The 24,271-nt window shown below is 53.3% G+C and carries 23 protein-coding genes, 2 tRNA genes and 1 riboswitch; of the genes, 15 read left to right on the top strand and 10 right to left on the bottom strand.

The features are described 5' to 3' along the window. Positions 1-81: 81 nt before the first annotated feature. Positions 82-158, bottom strand: a tRNA-Val gene (locus IG609_RS11355). Between the two features lie 618 nt (positions 159-776). On the opposite strand from IG609_RS11355, the gene katG reads away from it, so the two are divergent. Beyond that, positions 777-2,951 carry a catalase/peroxidase HPI gene (katG, locus tag IG609_RS11350; RefSeq protein ID WP_193397059.1) on the top strand — a complete coding sequence of 725 codons (2,175 nt, stop codon included), beginning with the start codon at positions 777-779 and terminating at the stop codon, positions 2,949-2,951. Between the two features lie 70 nt (positions 2,952-3,021). Here the strand turns inward: katG and IG609_RS11345 are convergent, their stop codons facing one another. Next, entirely contained in the window at positions 3,022-3,285 is a 264-nt protein-coding gene (locus IG609_RS11345) for a DUF3861 domain-containing protein (protein ID WP_116163350.1), read from the bottom strand. 81 nt (positions 3,286-3,366) lie between these two features. Here IG609_RS11345 and IG609_RS11340 point away from each other — a divergent pair, with 81 nt between their 5' ends. The 8 genes from IG609_RS11340 to uca all read left to right on the top strand — a co-directional run bounded on the left by IG609_RS11340 (position 3,367) and on the right by uca (position 12,072). Continuing rightward, positions 3,367-3,780 (top strand): MarR family winged helix-turn-helix transcriptional regulator, encoded by a 414-nt coding sequence (locus tag IG609_RS11340; protein ID WP_039503330.1) that lies wholly within the window; start codon positions 3,367-3,369, stop codon positions 3,778-3,780. A gap of 194 nt (positions 3,781-3,974) precedes the next feature. Beyond that, a riboswitch (guanidine-I (ykkC/yxkD leader) is annotated at positions 3,975-4,076 on the top strand. A 59-nt stretch (positions 4,077-4,135) separates the two neighbouring features. Then, a complete protein-coding gene (locus IG609_RS11335; RefSeq protein ID WP_193397058.1) occupies positions 4,136-5,194 on the top strand; it encodes a putative urea ABC transporter substrate-binding protein in 1,059 nt (352 codons plus the stop codon). Between the two features lie 22 nt (positions 5,195-5,216). Further along, positions 5,217-6,032: an ABC transporter permease gene (locus IG609_RS11330; protein ID WP_193397057.1), complete on the top strand. Its 816-nt coding sequence runs from the start codon at positions 5,217-5,219 to the stop codon at positions 6,030-6,032. Then, the gene (locus IG609_RS11325) at positions 6,029-6,820 is read left to right on the top strand and encodes an ABC transporter ATP-binding protein (protein ID WP_193397056.1); all 792 of its coding nucleotides are present in this window, start codon (positions 6,029-6,031) and stop codon (positions 6,818-6,820) included. Before IG609_RS11330 ends, IG609_RS11325 begins: the two co-directional genes overlap by 4 nt. 13 nt (positions 6,821-6,833) lie before the next feature. Beyond that, positions 6,834-7,580: an urea amidolyase associated protein UAAP1 gene (locus tag IG609_RS11320; protein WP_193397055.1), complete on the top strand. Its 747-nt coding sequence runs from the start codon at positions 6,834-6,836 to the stop codon at positions 7,578-7,580. A gap of 11 nt (positions 7,581-7,591) precedes the next feature. Beyond that, positions 7,592-8,227, top strand: coding sequence for an urea amidolyase associated protein UAAP2 (locus IG609_RS11315; protein WP_039467800.1), 636 nt, complete (start codon positions 7,592-7,594; stop codon positions 8,225-8,227). Continuing rightward, entirely contained in the window at positions 8,218-8,355 is a 138-nt protein-coding gene (locus IG609_RS11310) for a hypothetical protein (RefSeq protein ID WP_180784456.1), read from the top strand. The genes IG609_RS11315 and IG609_RS11310 overlap by 10 nt, the downstream gene beginning before the upstream one ends. Positions 8,356-8,466: 111 nt before the next feature. Continuing rightward, on the top strand, positions 8,467-12,072 hold the full coding sequence (gene uca, locus IG609_RS11305; RefSeq protein WP_193397054.1) for an urea carboxylase: 3,606 nt from the start codon (positions 8,467-8,469) through the stop codon (positions 12,070-12,072). A gap of 212 nt (positions 12,073-12,284) precedes the next feature. Here the strand turns inward: uca and IG609_RS11300 are convergent. Continuing rightward, positions 12,285-12,361: transfer RNA gene (locus IG609_RS11300), tRNA-Val, on the bottom strand. 160 nt (positions 12,362-12,521) lie between these two features. Continuing rightward, complete coding sequence (locus IG609_RS11295; protein WP_193397053.1) at positions 12,522-13,895, bottom strand: MATE family efflux transporter; 1,374 nt, start codon at positions 13,893-13,895, stop codon at positions 12,522-12,524. 248 nt (positions 13,896-14,143) lie between these two features. Between IG609_RS11295 and IG609_RS11290 the strand changes: the two genes are divergently transcribed. Continuing rightward, entirely contained in the window at positions 14,144-14,779 is a 636-nt protein-coding gene (locus IG609_RS11290) for a riboflavin synthase (RefSeq protein ID WP_039519895.1), read from the top strand. A 94-nt stretch (positions 14,780-14,873) separates the two neighbouring features. On the opposite strand, the gene cfa is transcribed toward IG609_RS11290, so the two are convergent. Continuing rightward, the gene (gene cfa, locus IG609_RS11285) at positions 14,874-16,025 is read right to left on the bottom strand and encodes a cyclopropane fatty acyl phospholipid synthase (protein WP_193397163.1); all 1,152 of its coding nucleotides are present in this window, start codon (positions 16,023-16,025) and stop codon (positions 14,874-14,876) included. Between the two features lie 331 nt (positions 16,026-16,356). Further along, positions 16,357-17,382 (bottom strand): HTH-type transcriptional repressor PurR, encoded by a 1,026-nt coding sequence (purR, locus tag IG609_RS11280; protein WP_039471672.1) that lies wholly within the window; start codon positions 17,380-17,382, stop codon positions 16,357-16,359. A gap of 389 nt (positions 17,383-17,771) precedes the next feature. Between purR and cydH the strand changes: the two genes are divergently transcribed. Continuing rightward, complete coding sequence (gene cydH / locus IG609_RS11275) at positions 17,772-17,861, top strand: cytochrome bd-I oxidase subunit CydH (protein ID WP_014915740.1); 90 nt, start codon at positions 17,772-17,774, stop codon at positions 17,859-17,861. A 216-nt stretch (positions 17,862-18,077) separates the two neighbouring features. Here cydH and IG609_RS11270 read toward each other — a convergent pair whose 3' ends face one another. Then, on the bottom strand, positions 18,078-18,929 hold the full coding sequence (locus IG609_RS11270; RefSeq protein ID WP_193397052.1) for a C40 family peptidase: 852 nt from the start codon (positions 18,927-18,929) through the stop codon (positions 18,078-18,080). A gap of 341 nt (positions 18,930-19,270) precedes the next feature. On the opposite strand from IG609_RS11270, the gene IG609_RS11265 reads away from it, so the two are divergent. Further along, positions 19,271-19,621: a Grx4 family monothiol glutaredoxin gene (locus IG609_RS11265; RefSeq protein ID WP_102116389.1), complete on the top strand. Its 351-nt coding sequence runs from the start codon at positions 19,271-19,273 to the stop codon at positions 19,619-19,621. Positions 19,622-19,724: 103 nt separating this feature from the next. On the opposite strand, the gene rnt is transcribed toward IG609_RS11265, so the two are convergent. Then, positions 19,725-20,396, bottom strand: a complete 672-nt coding sequence (rnt, locus tag IG609_RS11260; RefSeq protein ID WP_193397051.1) for a ribonuclease T — start codon at positions 20,394-20,396, stop codon at positions 19,725-19,727. A 147-nt stretch (positions 20,397-20,543) separates the two neighbouring features. Then, positions 20,544-20,951 carry a lactoylglutathione lyase gene (gene gloA, locus IG609_RS11255; protein ID WP_193397050.1) on the bottom strand — a complete coding sequence of 136 codons (408 nt, stop codon included), beginning with the start codon at positions 20,949-20,951 and terminating at the stop codon, positions 20,544-20,546. A 288-nt stretch (positions 20,952-21,239) separates the two neighbouring features. On the opposite strand from gloA, the gene IG609_RS11250 reads away from it, so the two are divergent. Beyond that, the gene (locus IG609_RS11250) at positions 21,240-21,479 is read left to right on the top strand and encodes a DUF1289 domain-containing protein (RefSeq protein WP_193397049.1); all 240 of its coding nucleotides are present in this window, start codon (positions 21,240-21,242) and stop codon (positions 21,477-21,479) included. Positions 21,480-21,707: 228 nt separating this feature from the next. Continuing rightward, on the top strand, positions 21,708-22,145 hold the full coding sequence (gene slyA / locus IG609_RS11245) for a transcriptional regulator SlyA (protein ID WP_010276609.1): 438 nt from the start codon (positions 21,708-21,710) through the stop codon (positions 22,143-22,145). A 131-nt stretch (positions 22,146-22,276) separates the two neighbouring features. Here the strand turns inward: slyA and IG609_RS11240 are convergent, their stop codons facing one another. Beyond that, positions 22,277-22,744, bottom strand: a complete 468-nt coding sequence (locus tag IG609_RS11240) for an outer membrane lipoprotein (RefSeq protein WP_116163340.1) — start codon at positions 22,742-22,744, stop codon at positions 22,277-22,279. 348 nt (positions 22,745-23,092) lie between these two features. Between IG609_RS11240 and anmK the strand changes: the two genes are divergently transcribed. Beyond that, positions 23,093-24,205, top strand: coding sequence for an anhydro-N-acetylmuramic acid kinase (anmK, locus tag IG609_RS11235; RefSeq protein ID WP_193397048.1), 1,113 nt, complete (start codon positions 23,093-23,095; stop codon positions 24,203-24,205). The last annotated feature ends 66 nt before the right edge of the window (positions 24,206-24,271 follow it).

Raw genomic sequence — 24,271 nt, 5'->3', positions numbered from 1 at the left:
TTTTACTGGAACAAGAGAAGATGAAAATTTTCTTCTTTTCAAAATGTTATAGACATTAGCATACGTCTATAGAACATGAATTGGTACGACCGAGTGGACTCGAACCACCGACCCCCACCATGTCAAGGTGGTGCTCTAACCAACTGAGCTACGGTCGTACAGTAGACAACATCTTAATCAGTAACGTTTTGATTAGAATGCTTTTCTTCATTCCAGCGTTTGGAATGGGCGCTATTATGGACGGCTCCGATGCTGGTGGCAAGTGCTTTGTTTATCATGTTCTTCCAAGTGTCGAATGTTTAGCCGAATTCGTCGAATGCCGCCACCGTATCAGCAAAATCTGAACGTGAGTTTCATCCTACGTCGGCTTCATTTGAACCGCTAACGTAAATGGTTGTCCGATCCGCTTAGGGAAACGTGCCGAACTTACCCAGTTCATACTCCGTTCGCCATCGCTGTAGTTTTAGGGTAGCAGAAGAGTCAGCGGTCTCTTAAAAGAGGTCGTCATGATAAGCAGGCTCATTATCACAAGCGGTTCTATCGGCGAGATTATTGATGCAGATAGGAAAAATGTGCGATTGAACCGCTTTTCATCAGGTTAAGCTATCGCAGAAGTTAGCATATACAATTATAAATTATAGGGAGACTCTGGCACTGTCTTGCATCAAGAAGAAGGAATCGGTGAAGCGCTCCGTTGCTATAAGGCAAGGCTATCGGGGAACAACCCCGCCTTCTGGCGTAGCGATTAAGGCAATGCAACATACTGGGAGATAACGATGGACGAGAATAAAACGAAACCAGCCGGCAAGTGTCCGGTTATGCACGGCGGAAACACTTCTACTGGCTCATCAAACACCGACTGGTGGCCAAATACCCTCAATCTCGACATTCTGCATCAGCATGATACCAAGACCAACCCGTTAGGCAGCGATTTCAGCTACCGCGACGCCCTCAAAACCCTCGATGTCGATGCCCTCAAAAAAGATCTGCACGCACTGATGACCGATAGCCAGGAGTGGTGGCCAGCGGACTGGGGTCACTATGGCGGCCTGATGATTCGTATGGCCTGGCACTCGGCGGGCTCTTACCGTACGACCGACGGTCGCGGCGGCGGCGGAACCGGTAACCAGCGCTTTGCACCGCTTAACTCCTGGCCGGATAACGTCAGTCTCGATAAAGCGCGCCGCTTACTGTGGCCCATCAAAAGAAAATACGGCAATAAACTCAGTTGGGCGGACTTGATTATTCTGGCGGGTAATATCGCGTATGAATCCATGGGGCTGAAAACATTTGGCTTCGCCTTTGGCCGTGAAGACATCTGGCACCCGGAAAAAGACACCTACTGGGGCTCGGAAAAAGAGTGGCTTGCGAAGAGCACCGGACGCTATGGCAGCGACGATCGTACCTCGCTGGAAAACCCGCTGGCGGCCGTACAAATGGGGCTGATTTACGTTAACCCAGAAGGCGTCGACGGCAATCCCGATCCGCTGCGTACTGCACAGGATATGCGCGTGACGTTCTCCCGTATGGCGATGAATGATGAAGAAACCGTTGCCCTGACGGCGGGTGGGCACACGGTGGGTAAAACCCACGGTAACGGCGATGCCAGCCTGCTGGGTGCGGCACCAGAAAGTGCGGATGTTGAGGAGCAAGGTCTCGGTTGGCATAACCCCACGGGATCGGGCAAAGGGCGCTATACCGTCACCAGCGGTCTGGAAGGCGCCTGGACAACGCATCCGACGCAATGGGATAACGGCTTCTTCCACATGCTGTTGAATCACGAATGGGAACTGAGAAAGAGCCCGGCTGGTGCATCGCAGTGGGAGCCCGTTAATATTAAAGAAGAAGACAAACCGGTTGACGTTGAAGACCCGTCTATTCGCTACAACCCAATGATGACTGATGCCGACATGGCGCTGAAAGTTGACCCGGAATATCGCAAGATTTCCGAGCGTTTCTATCAGGATCAGGCTTACTTCTCCGAAGTGTTTGCCCGAGCATGGTTCAAACTGACGCACCGCGATATGGGGCCGAAAGCGCGCTACATCGGCCCAGATGTGCCGCAGGAAGATTTGCTGTGGCAGGATCCGGTTCCGGCTGGCCGTACCGACTATGATGTTGATGTTGTCAAAGCACGCATTGCAGAAAGCAGCCTTTCCATCAGTGAACTGGTCGCAACCGCCTGGGACAGCGCCCGTACATTCCGTGGTTCTGATATGCGTGGCGGTGCCAACGGCGCGCGTATTCGCCTTGCTCCGCAGAAAGACTGGGTAGGGAACGAGCCTGAGCGTCTGGCGCGTGTGTTAGTCGTGCTGGAAAGCATTGCCGCTGCAACAGGGGCCAGCGTGGCCGATACCATTGTGCTGGCGGGTAATGTGGGGATTGAGAAAGCGGCGAAAGCGGCTGGCGTACAGGTGACTGTGCCGTTTGCTCCGGGACGTGGCGACACCACCGATGCCCTGACCGACGCCGAGTCTTTTGACGTCCTTGAACCTATCCACGATGGCTACCGTAACTGGCTGAAGAAAGATTATGCCGTGAGCGTGGAAGAGCTGATGCTCGATCGCACCCAACTGATGGGGCTGACGGCGAAAGAGATGACGGTACTGGTTGGCGGCCTGCGTGTGTTGGGGACCAACTACGGTGGCACCAAACACGGCGTATTTACTAATCGTGAAGGCGCGCTGACGAATGATTTCTTCGTCAACCTGACCGATATGAAATACACGTGGAAGCCATACCGTAAAGACCTGTATGAAATCCGCGACCGTAAAACGGGTGAAGTCAAATGGACAGCGACGCGTCTGGATCTGGTCTTTGGTTCCAATTCCATTCTGCGCGCCTACGCCGAGGTTTACGCACAGGACGACAGCAAAGAGAAGTTTGTGAATGACTTTGTTGCTGCCTGGGTGAAAGTGATGAATGCGGATCGCTTCGATCTGGCAGAGTAAGACGTCACGCTCCCCACGCCGGTGTTTTCACGGTGCGGGGAGCATCATTTTTGCTGCGCGACCTTCTCTATCACTGCTTCTTGAGATTAAGCATGAATTCTCTGAACGGGGCGGCGAATTCCTTAAACAGCGGGTGCTTTCTATTCTGCATCATCACTTCACTAAATAGTTTCAACCCCACAATAAAGGCCTGAGTCTGTTCCGGCGTCATGTCCATCTTGCCATCGACTTTTTCCAGAATCTTGAACAAATCATCGTGAATTGAGCATTCAAACGACAGCATGCGCTGCTGCTCGGCATTTTCTTCCACCGTAATCTGATAGACGTTTCCCATTGTGGCCTCGGTAAATTGAACTCGTGATGGATAGTTGATAAAATCAACTATATGATCATTGGTTGACTGAGTCAATAAAGCATGATGAAAGCTCTTTTTGCCTTACTGGAAAGCTATAAGGCGCAGATGCAGGAACAGATGAAAGCGCACGACATTAGTCTGGATGTGGTGCACGTCCGGTTATGTAAGATCATCGCGATGGAAGGGCGTATTACGCCCCAGTCGTTGGCGAAAAGGGTCTGTCGGGATAAGGCGCAGATCACCCGCATGGTCGCGGAACTGGTCAAACGCGATTATGTCCGCAAGCTCGATAACCCGGATGATGGCCGTAGCGTGTGGCTCAGTTTGTCCGATAAAGGCGTCGCGTTTACGCAGGTTTTTCTGCATCAGGAAAAGCAGATTGAGGCGCAGATGCTTCAGGCGCTATCCCCTGAAGAACAAGCCACGTTTAGTGCGCTGCTGGAAAAAATAGCGGCCAGCCGTTCTGCACACTAAGCCCCGCTTCCGCCAACTTCCGCTGCACTGCCGTGAGGCGTACTCGCTGTGCTAGTGCACCGAGATAGCGCGATAGCGGCGTGCTTCCCCGCATAATTTTCCCTATAAACGACAGCCGGACTGGCACTTTCTGTGCTGGCACGCCTTTTGCTTTTCTCTATTCGGGACAGCACCACGCATGGCGCTGAACAACCTGAATAGCTGGCTAGGGTTCCGATCCATATCCTATGGATGTCTGGTCCGAGAGCTGGCGACCTCCAGTTGAGGTTACACGGCGGGACAAAAGCCCGGGAGACAGCAACACCCATGGTGTCGCGCTGTTCCCGCTTTTTTCCTACTCAACCGGAGGTCTGGCATGAACCTATCTCGTTTACTGGGCGTTTGCGTCCTCAGTCTCTCAGCGCTGCTGAGTCTCCCTTCTCAGGCTGCGCCTAAAACGCAATTCAACGTGTGCTGGACGATCTATGCCGGATGGATGCCGTGGGGCTTCATCGGCACGCAGGGTATTATCGATAAATGGGCCGACAAGTACGGCATCAAGATTAAGGTCACCCAACTTAACGACTACGTCGAATCGATCAACCAATACACCGCTGGGCAGTTTGACGGCTGCACGATGACCAACATGGATGCGCTGACTATTCCGGCGGCGGGCGGTGTGGATACCACGGCGCTGCTGCTCGGCAGTTTCTCCGCAGGCAACGATGGCATCGTGCTCAAAGGCAAAGGGAAAACGCTGAACGATTTACGCGGGATGAAGGTTAACCTGCCTGAACTCTCCGTCTCCCATTACCTGCTGGTACGCGGTCTGGAGACGGCCGGATTGCGGGAGCGGGATGTCACCGTTGTTAACACGTCGGATGCCGATATTGTCGCCGCCTTTGCCACCCGCAGCGTGCAGGCCGCCGTCGCCTGGAACCCTCAGCTCTCTGCCATCAAAAGCCAGCCGGACACCACGGAAGTCTTTCAGTCCGGTCAGATCCCCGGTGAGCTGATCGACATGATGGTCGTGAACACGCAAACGCTACAGGACAATCCGGCGTTGGGCAAAGCGCTGGCCGGTGCCTGGTTTGAAATGATGGCGCTGATGAAAGCGGGCGACAAACCGGCGCTGGAGTCCATGGCTGCCGCTTCCGGTACCGATTTAGCCGGCTATCAGGCGCAGTTAAAAACCACCCATCTGTTTTATTCCGCGCAGGACAATCTGGCGTTTCTGACCAGCCAGGATCTCCCTAACACCATGAAGCGAGTGGCCGATTTCTCCTTTGATAAAGGGCTGCTCGGCACTGGCGCACAGAGCGCGGATTTTATCGGTATGACGTTCCCCGGACAGTTAACACAGGGTGACAGCGCCAATGTGAAACTGCGCTTTGACGACACCTTCGTGCGTCTGGCCGCAGAGAACAAACTCTGACCCGCAAACTGGAGAGACTATCGTGCGCTTGATCAATCGCTACCCCAGTCGGGGCGGACGGCTGTTGCTGGTCCTGCTGCCGTTTGTCGTGCTGCTGGTGCTGTACCTCGTGGGGTCGGCGCTACGGCTGGAGGCTAACCCCAATGACAAACTCTTGCCGAGTCTTGGGCAAATGGCCGAGGCGATTCAGCGCATGGCATTCACCGAGGATAAACGCAGCGGTGATTACCTGTTCTGGCTGGATACGCAGGCCAGTCTGGTGCGTCTCGCGCTGGGGCTGGGGATCGCCAGCCTGTTGAGCCTGCTGTTCGGGATTGCGGCTGGGGCTTTTCCGCTGTTTCGCGCGTCGCTCTCGCCGCTGATGACGGTGCTGTCGATGATCCCACCGCTGGCGATTTTGCCCATCCTGTTCATCGTCTTCGGGCTGGATGAACTCTCGAAAGTGATGCTGATCGTGATTGGCGTTACGCCGATGCTGGCGCGCGATCTCGAACAGCGCGCCCGCAGCATACCGCAGGAAATGCTGATTAAAGCCCAGACATTGGGTGCGAACAGCTGGGTCGTGGTGCTGCGCATCATCCTGCCACAACTGCTCTCGCGACTGCTGATTTCACTGCGGCTGCTGCTGGGCGCAGCGTGGCTATTTCTGATTTCTGCCGAAGCGATTTCGGCAACGGCAGGGCTCGGTTACCGCATCTTTCTGGTACGCCGCTATCTGGCGATGGATGTGATTCTGCCTTACGTCGTGTGGATCACTCTGCTGGCATGGCTCATGGATATGGCGCTGCGCTGGCTGCATCGCCGCGTGTTCCCGTGGTCAGAGGAAAGCAAAGCATGAGTTTTATTGAGATCGATAACATCTGGCAGGAATACGGCGACCACGTTGTGCTGGAACGGCTCAACCTGAACGTTGAGGAAGGGGAATTCTGCACGATGGTCGGGGCATCCGGCTGCGGTAAATCCACCTTTCTGCGTCTGCTGCTGGGGCAGGAAACGCCCAGCCGTGGCGAAGTCCGACTCGAAGGGAAGCGGCTACCCGCTGAACCGGATGCCAGTCGCGGCGTGGTGTTTCAACGCTATTCGGTTTTCCCACATTTAACCGTGCTGGAAAACGTGGTGATTGGGCTGGAGATACCGCGTTCCCCCTGGTTCGGCAGGCTGTTTGGGCAGCACAAACAGGCGGCGCGAGACGATGCCGCGCGGATGCTGGAGCGCGTCGGGCTGGGACACGCCATGCACAAATACCCTAACCAGCTTTCCGGTGGCATGCAGCAACGGCTCGCGATTGCTCAGGCGTTTATTGTCCAGCCGCGCATCCTGCTGCTCGATGAACCGTTCGGGGCGCTGGATCCGGGTATTCGCGGCGATATGCACACGCTGCTGCTGGAGCTGTGGCGGGAAACCCGCTTAACGGTCTTTATGGTCACCCACGATTTGCCGGAAGGTTTCCACCTTGGCACGCGCTTGCTGGTGTTCGACAAAGTGCGCATCGACCCGCATGCGCCGGAAGCCTATGGCGCACGCATTACCTATGACATCCCGCTTAATCAGGAGCGTCTTGCCACACGCCAGCGTGCGCTTACGTTGGTGCCTCCTGTAGTCAGCGTGGCGACATCCCCTATTTAAGGAGCTTTCGGTTATGACAGCGACACAGACATCGACAAACACATCGACAGGCCGAACGACGTTTGATGAAGAAATAGTGCCGGGCGGAGGACATACCTCTTTCATCCTCAAACGTGGACAGATTCTGCGTATCGAAGATGTGGAAGGCGGCGGCAATGTCGGCCTGCTGCTGTTCAACGCCCACCAGACCAGTGAACGTTTGAGCCTGCCGGATACCCTGAAAGGGCAACATACCGCCAGGCTGACGGTCGGGCACTGCCTCTATTCCGATATGGGACGCGTGCTGGCAGCGATTGTTGCCGACACGTGCGGCTGGCACGACAGCTTTGGCGGCGTGCTCAATGCGCAGGAAGTGCAGGAGAAATTCGGGCAGGGGCGCTATCAGGAATTGCGCAACGGCTTTTTCCGTAACGGTATGGATAACCTGCTGGTCGAAATGGGGAAATGGAACCTCAATCTGCAAGATCTGCTGATGACGATCAACCTGTTCAGCAAAGTCACCGTGGATGCGCAAGGTCAGTTTCACTTTCACGCCAATCATTCTCAGGCGGGGGACTACATCGAGCTGTACGCGCCGATGGATACTCTGGTGGTGCTGACCGCCTTGCAACACCCGATGGATCCTAACCCGACCTATGCGCCGCGCCCGATTGCACTCACCTGGAGCCGGGCGGAAGGCGAGGATGTCGCCGCGTACTGCCGTGCGTTTCGTGAGGAAAATGCACGCGCGTTTCACAATACCGAACGCTTTTGCCTGTAAGGAGGCCGGACATGACGTTAATTGCCAGTAATAAAACGGCCGAGGACGCGGTATTCCGCCATGTGATCCCTGCCGGAGAACCCTATCTGTTTGAGGTCAAGCAGGGGCAGACGCTGCGACTGCTGGATCTGGAAGGCAATCAGGCGGTGGATACGTTGTTCTATCGCGTCGATGACCCACGTGAACGCTACGATCCGCAACGCACGCTGCGCCGCCAAAATAGCGTCTACCTGACGACGGGCAGCGTGCTGTATTCCAACCTTGGTAACCCGTTGCTGACGATTGTCGCCGATACCTGCGGTCGCCATGACACGCTGGGAGGCGCCTGTGCGCAGGAGAGCAATACCGTACGTTATGCGCTTGACCGACGCTACATGCATAGCTGCCGCGATAACTTTCTCTGTGCCTGTCTGCACGATGGCCGCCTGAACAAAAAGGACATCGGCGCGAACATCAACTTCTTCATGAACGTGCCGGTGACGGCAGAAGGCGGACTGACCTTTGAAGACGGTATTTCCGCACCGGGTAAATATGTGGAGCTGCGTGCTGAAACGGACGTCATCGTGCTGATTTCCAACTGTCCGCAGTTGAATAACCCGTGCAACGGTTGGAACCCAACGCCAGCGGAGGTGCTGATATGGAACTGATGCCACTGGATTGTGAAAAAGGCACGCGCTGGCAGCGGGTGAAAACGTGGCTGGTGAGCGTACTGGAGGCTCGGGCAAACCGCTATTATCTGCCGTCGACGAGTCGTTCTCAGCATGACAAAGCCTGATGATTTCGGTGTGGGGGCACGCCTCTACATCCTTTGACCGTTACCGCGATGGACGACCATCATGCGGATCGCATTTTGGCGGGACGACCTGCCCTTGCATGAGTCTAGCGTATGTTCGACAAACTTCTGATTGCCAACCGTGGCGCGATTGCGTGCCGTATTCTGCGTTCGCTACGTGAGATGAACGTCCGTGGCGTCGCGGTCTATTCTGATGCCGATATCAGTAGCCTGCATATTCAGGATGCCGATGAAGCCCTTAGTCTGGGAGAGGGCGCGGCGGCTCATACCTATCTGGATGTAGAAAAAATTCTCTCTGCGGCGCAGCGCAGCGGCGCACAAGCGATTCATCCCGGCTATGGTTTTCTGTCCGAGAATGCGGCGTTTGCCGAAGCCTGCGAAGCGGCACAGATTGCCTTTGTCGGGCCGACGCCGCAGCAGCTACGGGTATTCGGCTTAAAACATACGGCGCGCGCGTTGGCGAAGCAGCACAACGTGCCGCTGCTGGAAGGCACCGAGCTGCTGGAAAATAGTGATGCGGCCCTTCGGGCGGCGGAAGCGATCGGCTATCCGGTCATGCTTAAAAGCACGGCGGGTGGCGGTGGAATCGGGATGCGCGTCTGCTATAGCACCACAGAACTGTCTGACGCGTTTGAAACGGTAAAGCGTTTGGGACAGAACAACTTCAGCGACGCAGGCGTTTTCATCGAAAAGTATATCGAACGCGCCCGGCATCTGGAGGTACAGATTTTTGGTGACGGGCAGGGCGACGTGTTGGCGCTGGGGGTTCGGGACTGTTCGGTACAGCGCCGTAACCAGAAAGTGATTGAAGAAACCCCCGCGCCTAATCTGCCGGACGGGATCGCCGATGCGCTGTGTACGGCGGCGATCAGTCTGGCACAGGCGGTGAATTATCGCAGTGCCGGAACAGTGGAATTCGTTTATGACAGCGCGACGGACCGTTTTTACTTTCTTGAAGTCAATACGCGCCTACAGGTGGAACATGGCGTAACGGAACAGGTCTGGGGCGTGGATCTGGTGCGCTGGATGATCGAACTGGCCGCAGGGGATTTACCACCGCTGCGCGAGCTGTCTGCCGGACTGAAGCCGCAGGGGCATGCGATTCAGGCACGTCTGTACGCGGAGGATCCGGGCAAACAGTTCCAGCCGTCGCCGGGATTATTGACGGAAGTTGCGTTCCCCGCCGCAGAAGGACAGAGCCTGCGTATCGATACCTGGGTGACGGCAGGGTGCGAGATTCCCCCGTTTTTCGACCCGATGCTGGCTAAGATCATCGCCTGTGCATCCACTCGCGAACAGGCGATGGTGGGGCTGGATCGGGCGCTGGCGGACACGCGACTCTACGGCGTGGAACACAACCGTGACTATCTGCGTCAGATTCTGGCGGCAGAGCCGTTTACCAGCGGCCAGCCGTGGACGCGCTGTCTGGATGCGCTAGTCTACCAAGCGACAACCTGCGAAGTGGTAAGCGCTGGTACGCAGACCACCGTACAGGATTATCCCGGACGTCTCGGCTACTGGGCGGTCGGCGTGCCGCCATCGGGACCGATGGACGATCGCGCGCTGCGTTTAGGCAACCGTCTGGTGGGGAATCCGGCGGGAATGGCGGCGCTGGAAGTCACGATGAACGGGCCGACATTACGTTTTAATACGGACGCTGTAGCGGCAGTCACTGGTGCGGCTATCGCTATCGAGCTGGACGGTCAACCTGTGCCGATGGATCGCGTATTTGCGATACCGGCGGGTGGCACGCTGCGGTTAGGTGCGGCGAGTGCGCAAGGGGTTCGCAGCTATCTTTGCCTGCGTGGCGGTATTGATGTGCCGGACTATCTCGGCAGTAAAAGTACCTTCACGCTGGGGCAATTTGGCGGTCATGCGGGCAGGGCGCTGCGGGCGGGTGACGTCTTGCACCTTGCGCCGCTGGCTGACCGACGTATTGGAGATAGCCTGCCGGACGCATTGCGCACCACATTGTCTGCGGTGCGTGAACTACGTGTGATTTACGGCCCGCATGCGGCACCGGACTATTTCACGCCTGCCTATATGGAAACGTTCCTCACCACCGAGTGGGAAGTCCATTTTAACTCCAGCCGCACGGGTGTGCGCCTGATTGGGCCGAAACCAGAGTGGGTGCGCGACAGCGGCGGAGAGGCCGGACTGCATCCTTCGAATATTCACGATAACCCGTATGCCATTGGCGCGGTGGATTTCACTGGCGATATGCCGGTTATTCTGGGGCCGGATGGCCCGAGTCTGGGCGGATTTGTTTGTCCGGTGACGATAATCGAAGCCGATCTGTGGGCGCTAGGGCAGCTTAATGCGGGCGATCGTGTGCGCTTTATTCCTGTCGACCTCCCGACGGCGCGCGCGCTGGCGCAGGCACGTCATGCGGAGGTGGAGCAACTTGTCCCGATCGCTGTCGACTGGTCGCCTGCCGCGCTCATTCCTCCGGTGGTGTTGGATACCGGTGAGGAGGATAAACGGCTGGTTGTACGGCTGTCCGGCGATACCCATTTGCTGTTGGAAGTGGGAGCGGCGGAGCTGGATGTCGCGCTACGTTTCCGCGTCCATGCGCTGATGCTGGCGCTGGAGCAACAGACGCTCGATGGCATCATTGACGTGACGCCGGGCATTCGCTCGTTGCAGGTGCACTATCGCCCCGAAATGCTTTCGTTACAGCACCTGTTGGATGTGCTTTCTACGCTATGGCAGGACGTTTGCACCCAGCAGAATCTGACAGTGCCATCACGGGTGGTTTATCTGCCGCTGTCCTGGGACGATCCCGCCTGCCAACTGGCGATTCAAAAATACATGACCACGGTACGCAGCGATGCGCCCTGGTGCCCGAGCAACCTTGAGTTTATCCGCCGTATTAACGAATTGGATAATCTTGATGAGGTTTACCGTACGGTCTTTGAGGCTAGCTATCTGGTGATGGGATTGGGCGATGTTTATCTCGGTGCACCGGTGGCAACGCCGCTGGATCCGCGCCATCGGTTAGTCACCACCAAATATAATCCGGCGCGTACCTGGACGGCGGAAAACTCGGTGGGCATCGGCGGCGCTTACCTGTGCGTTTACGGCATGGAAGGGCCTGGTGGCTACCAGTTTGTTGGACGCACGTTGCAAATGTGGGATCGCTATCGCGGCGTTGATGCATTTGACGGTAAGCCGTGGCTGCTGCGCTTCTTTGACCAAATTCGCTTCTATCCGGTGTCGGCCGACGAGTTGTTATCGATCCGACGGGATTTCCCGCTAGGGCGCTACCCGTTACGGATCGAGCAAAGCGAACTGGCGCTAAACGCCTATCAGGATTTCCTGTCGCGGGAAGCGGAAGAAATTGAAGCATTCCGCGTCCGTCAGCGGGCTGCGTTTGAGGCAGAGCGTGAGCGCTGGCGTATTGCCGGTCAATCGGTGACGGATAGCGTGGATGTGGTGATCGAAGAGGCGAGCGAAGCACCGATCCTGCTGGGACAGGTCGGCGTTGAAAGCCCAATTTCCGGTAATCTCTGGCAGGTGACGACGGAGATCGGCAAAACGGTAGCCGAGGGGGACACGCTGATGATTCTCGAATCCATGAAAATGGAAATCCCGATTGTGTCGCCGCAGCGCGGCACGGTGCGGGAGATCCGCTGTCAGCCCGGCGCATCCGTTCGCGTGGGGCAGTGCGTGGTGGTGATCGAATCACAAGCGGAATAACGGCGGCGCTCTGTCGTATTCATTCACCAATAGTCTAATTAGGTAATCAGCAATTTTGAAAACGCAGGCTGGGGGCATAAATGGCTTCTGGCCTGTTAATACAGACGCTGTGTTAATGAGTAGATATAGAGGGTAGCTACCCTGATAATGGCAGCACTAATCGAATATAAGAGACAATAAAAAAGGGCGGAATCGAAGGAAAAAACAAGAAATGGTGCGTTCAATTGGACTCGAACCAACGACCCCCACCATGTCAAGGTGGTGCTCTAACCAACTGAGCTATGAACGCATTGAGATACCGAGCTGCCTGTCTGACAGCGAGGCGAATAGTAGCGAGCAAGGGGAAAACTGGCAAGAGGAAAAATGCAATTTTGTGCTCTTGCCAGTGCGATTGCTGGGGTTGTATCCATTCCGTCGTTTTTTTCGACGTAAACTGGATGAAACATTATCTAGCGGGAGGCGCGCGCTAAAATCCGTGCGGCGGGTTGGCGCTGAAGAAAACGAATTCGCGTGACCATCATCACTGCCGCTGCCGTCAGACCAATGATGAAACCACACCAGAAACCCGCAGGCCCCATGCGCGGCACGATAATATCCGTCAACGCCAGCAGGTAGCCACTCGGTAACCCCAGCACCCAGTACGCGGTGAACGTAATATAGAAAATTGACCGAGTATCTTTATAGCCGCGCAGAACACCACTGCCGATGGCCTGAACGGCATCGGAGATTTGATAAACGGCAGCCAACAGCATGAGCTGAGAAGCCATTGCCACCACCAGCGGATCCTGATTGTAGAGCAGGGCGATAGGCTCGCGCAGCAGCGTGGTGAAAATAGCCGTACAGCTGGCTAAGGCTACACCCGCCATGATACCGGTGTGTGCGGCGATACGGGCGTTTTCAACCGAACCTTCCCCTAAGCGATGCCCGACGCGAATGGTGGTCGCAACGCCAACCGAGAGCGGAAGAACGAACATCAGCGAGCTGAAGTTCAGGGCAATCTGGTGACCTGCCACATCGACGACGCCCAGCGGCAACACCAACAGCGCCACCACGGCAAAGAGTGTTACTTCAAAAAGTAATGCCAGCGCGATAGGTAAACCGAGGCCAAAGAGGCGTTTCAGCACGGCAACGTCCGGGCGGAATGCGGGACGGTGCAGGCGGATATCGTGTAGCCAGGAAGCGCGGCGGGTATAGAGCATCATCAATAGCATCATAATCCAGTAAACCGAGGCGGTAGCCACGCCGCAGCCAACACCGCCCAGTTCGGGCATGCCAAATTTACCGTGGATAAAGATGTAGTTGATCGGGATGTTGATTAACAGCCCGATGAATCCAATCATCATGCCGGGGTAGGTTTTGGACAGCCCTTCACACTGGCAGCGTAAAACCTGATAGAACAGATAGCCGGGAACGCCCCACAGCAGCGCATGCAGATAGTCGATGGCTTTCGCCGCCAGCTCAGGCGAATTGTCGCTCATCAGGTTAATGGCGTATTCCCCCTGATATAGCACTAGCATCGTAAGCACAGAAATGATGGCGGCGAGGAAGAAGGACTGTCGCACCTGATAAGAGATGCGATCGCGTCGGCCGGAACCGTTGAGCTGTGCAACAACGGGCGTCAGTGCCAACAGCAGGCCATGGCCAAAAAGAATGGCGGGTAGCCAGATAGAGGTTCCCACGGCGACGGCGGCCATATCGGTGGCGCTATAAGCACCGGCCATGACGGTGTCAACCACACCCATCGACGTTTGGGACACTTGCGCAATAATGACAGGAACAGCAAGCGCCGATAATTTACGCGCTTCTGTCAGATACTGTTGCACGGATACCTTCCTTGAATGACGTAATTTTGCTAGCGGGATGAATAATCTGGATATGAAAAACGTCAAGAATAAAATGAGAACGTTATTGTAACGACTTAATAAAAGTAAACCAGCTTGAAAGAGAATATATTCTTTTTGTTACGCTGCGGTTTCGATAACCTCTGACGTACCGTATTCCGGTTTGGTTTTCCGCGGAATATCGGGCACACTGCACAACGTCATTTCTTTGTTTTTAAGAGGCAAACCGCATGTTTACCGGTATTGTTCAGGGCACCGCGCCGGTGGTGTCGATTGAAGAAAAATCCAACTTTCGCACGCACATTGTCCAGCTCCCTCCCGACCTGTTGCCAGGGCTCGTGCCCGGCGCTTCGGTGGCGCACAACGGTTGCTGCCTGACGGTAACCGCCATTGACGGCGATCGTGTCAGTTTTGATCTCATGAAGGAAACGCTGCGGTTAACGAATCTGGGCGATATCCATGAAGGTGATGTCGTCAATATTGAGCGTGCCGCAAAATTCGGTGATGAGATCGGTGGGCACGTCATGTCAGGCCACATCATGTGTACGGCGGAAGTGGTGAAGATTCAGGTGTCAGAGAATAACCATCAGATTTGGTTCCGTCTGGCAGATGAAGCACTGATGAAATACGTGCTACATAAAGGCTTCGTTGGGATTGACGGTATCAGCCTGACGGTAGGAGAAGTAACCCGTGGACGCTTCTGCGTGCATTTAATTCCAGAAACGCTGAATCGCACCACGCTGGGGCAGAAGCGTCTGGGAAATCGCATTAATATCGAAATCGACCCGCAGACACAGGCCGTAGTCGATACGGTCGAGCGCGTGTTGGCGAGTAAGCAGGCGAGTGACCTGGGCAAAGAAGAGTAATTTTCGCGTTGCCTGTGCTTGTAAACCGGACGAATAGCCTCGTCCGGTTTCTCTTTTCAGTCAGCACACGACTTTCTGTCAACACACAATGCTGTCAGCGCGCAACGCGCAATCCACCGTCGACCCCATCCGTGCTGAACAAGACCTGCCAGAGCTGAAGTTCCCTTGCTCTGAAAGCCCCTGCACAAAAGTTAAGATAGTAGCTGAACATCCGGCGGAAGCGGGCCGTGTAGCGTGTGGAAAGCCGTGGCCAGTTCTGCTGAAAGCGAGCGTGCCAGGCCATTAAGGTACGATCGTAATCAGCACCGAAATTATGCCAGTCTTCCATCACCAAATAAGGCTCGCTTGCCTGCGCAATATGCTGTACGGAGGGAATACAGCCGTTGGGGAAGATGTATTTATGAATCCAGGGATCGATGTGCGGATTGGTCTTATTGGCCCCGATGGTATGTAGCAGAAACAGCCCATCGGGTTTTAGATTACGCCGCACGACGCGGAAATAATTGTCATAGTTGCGTGGCCCGACGTGTTCAAACATGCCAACTGACACCACGCGATCGAATTGCCGATCGAGATCGCGGTAATCCTGTAATTCAATGGTGACGTTCAGATCCTGACAACGTCGCTGTGCCAGCACCTGTTGTTCTCTGGAAATGGTGATGCCGTACACTGAAACACCGTAGTGACGTGCCGCGAATTCGGCCAACCCGCCCCAGCCACAGCCGATATCCAGCAGCGTCATCCCTGATGTTAACTGGAGCTTTTCGCAGATCATGGCGAGTTTATCTTCCTGCGCCTGTTCCAGCGTCTGTGCCTGTTTCCAATAGGCGCAGGAGTATTGCATATAGGGATCCAGCATCAGGGTAAAGAGGTCGTTACCTAAATCGTAATGCGCTTTACCGACAACCTGAGCGCGTCGACGGGATTGTAAATTCGTGACGCGGGAGAGGGCGACGCGCGTCAGGTCGTGCAGACGGCGGGGCAGCCTGGCATCCAGCCCCGCGCGCATGACGCGATGGGAAAACATATCCAGCCGTTCACACTCCCACCATTCATCCATGTAGCTTTCTCCCAGCCCCAGCGATCCCTCACGCAGGATACGTTTAAAGAAATTGGGGTTGGTCACGCGGATGTCAAAAGGGCGAGTGCCGTTGATGGCGATATCCGCGCTGGCCAGCATGTCTTGCACGATGTGGAACCAGGGCGCGGTATTAGGATCCCATTCTTCTGTATAAGGTAAACCCATCATGTCTCCTTAACTTTTCACATGTAAAAGTATCGTAAAACATACCTGGACAACACTTATCGCAGCCGAGGTATCGGCTGTCACCAGAGAAAATGAAACACGGTATTATACCCGTCATACTTCAAGCCGCATGTACGTTGGCTACGTTCACTCACCCGAATCACTTACTTGAGTAAGCTCATCGGGATTCCCTCGCTTGCCGCCTTCATGCAACTCGAATTATTTAGGGTATAGAATTATAACGGCTTCAGCCAGCATACAAGAGAATTGGCTGAAGCAGAGAGAGGATGCAGGCAGGAATAAGAAAAACGGCTGTACAGAATAGCGGCGACTAGCGGCGATAGTCGAGGTAGGGGCCGTCTGCCACCGAGCGGCGCTCAATCAACGTCGGGTGCACTTCAATGACGTGCGCATCTTCCCGTTTACTAGTGATTCGATCCAGTAGCATAGAGAACGCGGATTGACCCAGACGCTCCTTTGGCTGGTGGATGGTGGTCAGCGCAGGCGTAAAGAAACGCGCGTGGCGCACGTTGTCATAACCGATCACCGAAATATCCTGCGGCACGCGCAGACCCAGCTCGTCAGCCGCACAGATGGCCCCCATCGCCATAATATCGCCGCCGCAGAATACAGCCGTTGGACGCTGTTTCTGTGCGAGGATCTGATGCATGGCTTTATAGCCGGATTCTGGTTCAAAATCGCCTCGAACCACCCATTCGTCGCGTACGGTGATGTCGGCTTCCTTCAGCGCTTTCAAAAAGCCGAGGTAGCGTCCGCTGCCGGTGTTGCGTTCTTGAGTGCCGGGGATGGCGCCGATATCCCGATGGCCGCGTTCAATCAGGTAGCGGCCTGCCATATAACCGCCTTCAAAGGCGTTATCGATAATCGTATCGGTAAAATCGCTGTGCATCTGTCCCCAGTCCATCACGACCATCGGAATGCTGCGATAATCTTCCAACATCGACAACAGCTCTGGTGGATATTCGGCGCACATTACCAGCAGGCCGTCGACGCGTTTTTGCGCCAGCATGGAAAGATAAGCGCGCTGCTTGCCGATGTCGTTATGCGAATTACACAGCACCAGCGTGTAGCCTTTGGCGTAGCAGCTATTTTCAACGGCTTCAATGATCTCGGCGAAATAGGGTGCTTCACTGGAAGTGGCCAGCAAGCCGATAGATTTAGTGTGATTAACTTTGAGGCTGCGGGCGACGGCGCTGGGTGAATAGTGCAATTCTTTGATTGCTGCCCTGACGGCTGCCTTAGTCTCTTCGGCGACGAAACGTGTTTTATTGATCACGTGCGATACGGTTGTGGTGGAAACGCCAGCACGTTTTGCCACATCTTTAATCGTTGCCATCTAAAAATGACTCCTGAACTTACCTGTTATAGACGTAAGTATATTGTTAATCGTTTGCCTACGTTTAATGTTCTTCTTCTAAGCTAAAAAACAGGATTTCAGAAGGAGAATGCCGAATGTTATACCGAAGGGATCTGGGTTGACGTTTTTCGACTGATACGTAGCGCTTTCATAAACAGCGGATTGTGTCCGATTTATCATGAAAGTGAAAGGGCTAATTTATACTATTAGTGATGCATTCGTCCGAGATTTTTCGCTACAATTATGAAAGAATCGTAATAACCCTATTATTTGTGGCTTTTACTACCTAAACGGGTTTGGCTGTGAACGGTGGTGTCTTTTCAGATGAAGCTTTCAGATAAAATTCGTTCGTTAATAAGGAGTAATTCATGGATACAGATCTGAAGATGTCTTTGCTGACAACTGTTGGTTCGTTGGCTGTGATCATCGCGTTTAGTTTTATTGCGGTGCTGAACTAACCGAACGGTGCCTCTGGGCGGGTTAGGTATTCAGACACGTTGATGATGCATAAAACGTGTCTGAATCGTTTTATACCCGTCATACTTCAAGTTGCATGTGCGTTGGCTTCGTTCACTCACCCGAATCACTTACTTGAGTAAGTTCATCGGGATTCCTTCGCTTGCCGCCTTCCTGAAACTCGAATTATTTAGGGTATACCAGATATAATCTGTCTCTTAACGAATCGTCTGCGGTGTGACCACGCGACGTGCACCAACGTAGTGCTCCTGCCAATAATCTTCACTCAGCTTGCTGATACGAATGTCTGAGCCTGTCCGTGGCGACTGAATAAATTTTCCTTCCCCCAGATAAACCCCGACGTGATCGGCTGCCCCACGATTATTGATGCGGAAGAAGACCAGATCGCCACTTTCCAGCTCACTCTTTTTAATCGGAGCAGCATCACGCAGGTGATACATTTCGTTTGCAGTGCGTGGAATTTGGATCTTAACGACATCTTTGTAGGCGTAATAAACCAGTCCGCTACAGTCGAATCCGGTAAAGGGAGAGGAACCGCCCCAGTGGTAAGGCTTACCTATCTGACTCATCAATTTATTCATTGCGGTCGTTTTGGCATGCTGATAGCGTTTTTTATGTGCGGCGCTTAGCGCCATACCTTTTTCTGTCGGCGCTGGATTTTTATCCGCTTTCCCCTTGAGTGCGGTCTTCTTCAGTCCGGTTTTGACTCTGGCTTGTGCGGTGGTTTGTTTCTCTTCTTCAGGCTTCAGCTTTTTAAGATTCTTTTTCACGAGCGCGGGCGTGCTGCTTTGCGTCCGTGACGGTTTTTTTTCTGTCACTTTGCTCGCGGTGCGGGATTTGGGTTTATTGCTGACGGCGGTAGGTTCTGGTTTTTTGCTTTTGATCGGCGTCGGTGACTTAGCATTACCCTTTGTTTGGCGGCTTTTCTTATTCGTTTCTACCACGGCGCTTTTCTTCGGCGCAGAATGCGGGGTATGCGGCGCAGCCTGAACCACGTTCAGGGATAGATTGCTGAAAAATAATATAAAAAGAGTAATAAATAAGCGCATAATAACAGTGACCGAACATAATCCTTAACTCGCTCAATCCTCACAGTATTCCTGAAAACGGCGCCATAAAAAAGTGGGCACAGTCGCTTTATTCATACAGAATAGTGAAAAAACGTTAATAGTTATTTTTTCGATTGATTTATCAGCGTTTTCTGGCGTTGATTTCATCAATGACAAATTCCTTCAAGAGAAAATAACCCTACAAAAAATGGCGTTTTTTTGTGGGCAGTGGCATCGGTACAATATCACTGAGTCAATGTCGCTGTCGTAGCACCTCTGACGGCGGCTCATGGCTAGCGTTTTGGACGTTAGCCATCCTATAGAATTAAGGAAGCAAGAAGATGACGACACCGACAATTGAAAAAATTCAGCGCCAAATTGCTGAAAACCCGATTCTGCTGTACATGAAAGGCTCCCCGAAATTGCCAAGCTGTGGCTTTTCCGCGCAGACGGTTCAGGCGTTATCTGCCTGTGGCGAACGTTTTGCGTATGTTGATATTTTGCAGAATCCAGACATTCGTGCTGAACTGCCGAAATACGCGAACTGGCCGACATTCCCGCAACTGTGGGTTGATGGTGAGCTGGTTGGCGGTTGTGATATCGTGGTAGAAATGTTTCAGCGTGGTGAACTGCAACCGCTGATCAAAGAAACGGCAGACAAATATAAAGCGCAGCAGGCCGAGCAAGAGTAATTCCTTCGTCCTGCGTAATGACGATGTCAAATGTTATTACGATGCGTGCGTGAATCCTTCCAACGGGTGCTTTTATGGCACCCGTTTTTTGATCTCAATCTTTTCAGTCTTCGCCTGATGCGTTTTCCAGCGAATTTTCTTCCAGTGCAATCGGCCATCCGCCCAGACGTTTCCAGCGGTTAACCAACTCACAGAAAAGCAATGCCGTCTGGTTGGTGTCATACAGCGCGGAGTGGGCCTGGCTGGAGTCAAACGCTATTCCTGCGGTAATACAAGCTTTAGCAAGAACCGTTTGGCCTAACACCAGTCCGCTGAGAGCCGCGGTATCGAAAGTGGCAAAAGGGTGGAAGGGATTACGTTTCAGGCTACAGCGCTCGGCTGCTGCAGCCATAAAGCTATGATCGAAAGTGGCATTATGCGCCACGATAATCGCGCGGTTGCAGCCTTGATCTTTGATCCCTTTACGCACGACTTTGAAAATTTCATGCAGCGCGTCATATTCGCTCACTGCGCCACGCAGCGGATTGGTAGGGTCAATACCATTAAACGCCAGTGCGGCGGGTTCCAGAATCGCACCCTCAAATGGCTCGACATGAAAATGTAGCGTTTCATCTGGCTGTAACCAACCGTCTTGATCCATTTTTAAGGTTACCGCCGCAACTTCCAGCAAGGCATCGGTTTTCGCATTAAATCCGGCGGTTTCAACATCAATCACTACCGGGTAAAATCCACGAAAACGGCCGCTCAGGGCGTTCAGATCACTTTTATCAGCCATTTTTCTCTTAATTGTTAGCAAAACGCAGCGCGCATTATTGCAAATTTTGGCCGGAGATGCAGCATGCCCGTTGCGGTTTCAAAGGGTGGAGATAGCAGAAGAAGAGGGAGAACAGGTGCCGATGCAGCACCTGTAGAATGCGGGGGATTATTGACCGATGCCGTTACCGGCGTGGGCATTTTCGATCAACTCGATTTTATAACCGTCTGGATCTTCGATGAACGCGATCACGGTCGTACCGCCTTTGACCGGGCCCGCTTCGCGCGTTACATTGCCACCTGCTTTGCGGATACGCTCACAGGTTGCGGCAACATCGTCAACGCCCAGCGCGATATGACCATAGGCGTTGCCCAAATCATAGCTGTCGACGCCCCAGTTGTAGGTCAATTCGATAACTGCACCTTCGCTCTCTTCGGTATAACCGACGAAAGCCAACGTATATTTGTATTCGGCATTCTCGCTGGTGCGCAGCACGCGCATGCCCAAGATTTGGGTATAGAAATCGATAGAACGTTGTAAATCGCCAACACGCAGCATGGTGTGAAGTAAGCGCATAGTGTCCTCGTTAAAAGTGCAACAAAGAGGGAAGTATAGCGTTGTGGCGCTACCGAGTCCAAGCTGTTGGGATGATGCTAAAAATGCGACACTATGGTGAGGTTTGTGTTAAAACGTACTCTCAGGAGGGGTAAATAGCGCGTTGTGGCAATTTTAGGCTGCCTGGCGTGTAAAAAAATCGTCAGTTATTACAATGGTTACCTAATTATTTTCATTGTGACTGTCCGTTTGAGCTTGCCAGCGGTAAAGAACAGGGCTTCAATAAATAGAGTTGTAGTAGGAGGTGTTGTGCCAGAGCAACTTGAACTCTTTGTTGTCCCTAATCCATGCCGTGGTATTTGTCAGGCGGGTGAAAGCGGATATTGTCGCGGTTGCTTTCGCAGTCGTCATGAGCGCTTTAGTTGGGGCCAAATGAGTGATGCGCAGAAACAGGATGTGCTGCGTTTGTGTCGGCAGAGAATGAAACGGTCACAGCGTTCAGAGAAACCCGATACACCAGCAGAGTCCCGTCAGCCATCGTTGTTCTAAGTTATCTTGTCTTAGATGATCTATTTACGTGAAATTTTGTTTAAGCAACGCAGGCGCGTTCGGATTGAATAAAATAAGCCTGAGATCATTTTTAAAAGACGTTTATTTGATAGAATCCATTTCATATGGAGCTATTTTTACAACAATAAAGTCATTTTTTATTTTTATAAATCAGAGTTGATTGCAATCCAGGGATATAACTTAGCGTGCTAACAATAAGGAGAGGTGATGGAATTGCCATTAGGATCTGATTTAGCCCGTCTGGTGCGCGTATGGCGTGCACTGGTCGATCATCGATTAAAACCACTTGAACTGACTCAGACGCATTGGGTCACGTTGCATAACATATACCATCTACCCCCTGGGCAGTCGCAGATTCAACTCGCTAAAGCGATAGGTATTGAGCAACCCTCATTAGTCCGAACACTGGATCAGCTTGAGGAAAAAGGGTTAATCACTCGCCACGTTTGTGCGCACGATCGTCGGGCAAAACGTATTATGCTGACCGAATCAGCAGAGCCAATCATACAGGCTGTCAATGGTGTAATTAGCCATACACGTAGTGAAGTCTTATTTGGAATTACGCCGGAGCAGGTTGATGAATTAGCGTTGCTGGTTTCGCGTCTTGAGAAAAATATATTGGCATTACATGAGAATCAAGCGTAGCTAAATTTGGGTTACGCAGAGGGAGAATTAAAGCTCGGCAATATTACCGGTATCGATTATTGGTTATTTATTCCTGGAGTTGATTATTCGTTGTGACGATCGCCGCAGAACGTGGCGATCGTCACACAGCATTAGCGTGGGGAGACGGTAATACTGCGGCCATTGCTGGCCATGGCAACGCGTTGGCCCGCGCTGAATTTCGTATCACCTTGCTTCTGTACCACCATAATGGTACTGCCGTCATCACGACGAATTTCCAATTCTACACCCTGTGTGCGGTTCAGCGCACTCGTAGCGCTTTGACCCGCTACACCACCGGCTACTGCACCTGCAGCCGTCGCCAGGCTACGACCAGAACCACCGCCGATAGTGTTGCCCAAGAAACCACCCAGCACCGCACCGCCCAGTGCGCCGATCACGTTAGAATCTTCTCCCGCCTGAATTTGAACCGGACGCATAGAAACAATCGTACCGTAGGTCACGGTCTGCACTTGTTTAGCTTCGGATGCGCTGTAAACATCACCTGAAAGCGTACTGGTATTAGCACAACCAGCCAGCGTGATACCAGCAAGGGTAACCACAAGTAAACGCTTCATCATAATACGAACTCCTTAATCGCGAATATGTCGGGCTGGCTCAGCCGCGGCCGACGCAGTGTTATACCAATAAATTATGGTCTGGCTCAGTGTAGCATGCCACTCTTTTTACTCTTTTTTTCAGAATATAATAGTGCGCATAAATTGCGTATAAACAGAAGGATAAATCGCATGAAAAATGGTTTTTTTTGTAGCAAATATTATCAACATTCCACTTTTGGTTAAAACCTAACCCGTGTGGAAAAAACGTAAAAATTTTAATAATTCAGCGTGTTAACGTGCTACTTTTATTCTCAACGTAACGGTTCTTATCGGTGTTCTCTTTTTATCCCACAGGGCAAAGGTTATACAATGAGATCAGGCAGATATATTGGCGTAATGTCCGGCACCAGCCTTGATGGTGTGGATGTTGTGCTAGCCGCGATTGATGAACATACGGTTGCTCAGCAGGCCAGCTACTGTCACCCGATACCGCAGGACATCAAAATGGCCATTCTGGGGATGTGTCAGGGGCAGGCGATAACGCTGTCGGCGCTGGGGCAGTTGGATACGCGTCTGGGCATCTTGTTTGCCGAAGCCGTGCTGACGCTACTTAAAGAGACGGAACTGAGTGCGGAGGACATCACCGCGATTGGCTGCCACGGGCAGACGGTCTGGCATGAACCCACGGGCGATACGCCTTGCACGTTGCAGATCGGCGATAATAACCGCGTTGCCGCCTTGACTGGCATTACGACCGTGGGGGATTTTCGCCGCCGCGATTTGGCTTATGGCGGGCAGGGTGCTCCGCTGGTGCCATCGTTCCACCATGCGTTGCTGTTGCATCCTGTCGAACGACGTATCGTACTCAACATTGGTGGCATCGCCAATCTGTCGCTGTTGGTGCCGGGTGCGCCCGTGCGTGGCTACGACACCGGTCCCGGCAATATGCTGTTGGATGCCTGGATCTGGCGGCACTGCGCGCGGCCGTATGATAAAGACGCCGAATGGGCGATGAATGGTCAGGTGAATCCACTATTGCTACGCCGGATGCTGACCGATCCTTATTTTGCGTTGCGAGCGCCCAAAAGCACCGGGCGTGAGTATTTCAATCTGGGTTGGCTGGAAAGAATGCTGGCTGGCCTGCCGCCGATAGCGCCGCAGGATGTTCAGGCTACGCTGGTTGAGTTAACGGCTATGAGCATCGCTGAACAGGTGCTGTTGGTCGGTGGATGTGAACGCTTACTGGTTTGCGGCGGTGGCGCACGTAATCCGCTCATTATGGCGCGTCTCTCTGCCCTGCTGCCGGGCATTGAAGTCAGCACGACGGATGAATGTGGCGTGAGCGGCGATGATATGGAAGCACTGGCATTTGCCTGGCTGGCGTCACGCACGCTATCAGGGTTGCCGGGCAATCTGCCGTCTGTCACGGGAGCGAGTCAGGAAACGGTGTTAGGCGCGATTTATCCGGTCAATGCGGATTAATCAGATTTTGCCGAAAGGTTCATCGCTATCCTCTTGTTAAACTTAAATGAGCGGCAGCGTCAGTTG

It is taken from the genome of Pectobacterium quasiaquaticum, assembly GCF_014946775.2.
Classification (GTDB): domain Bacteria; phylum Pseudomonadota; class Gammaproteobacteria; order Enterobacterales; family Enterobacteriaceae; genus Pectobacterium; species Pectobacterium aquaticum.
Note: the sequence above shows the minus strand (reverse complement) of the source record. Positions and strands in the feature narration are given on the sequence as shown.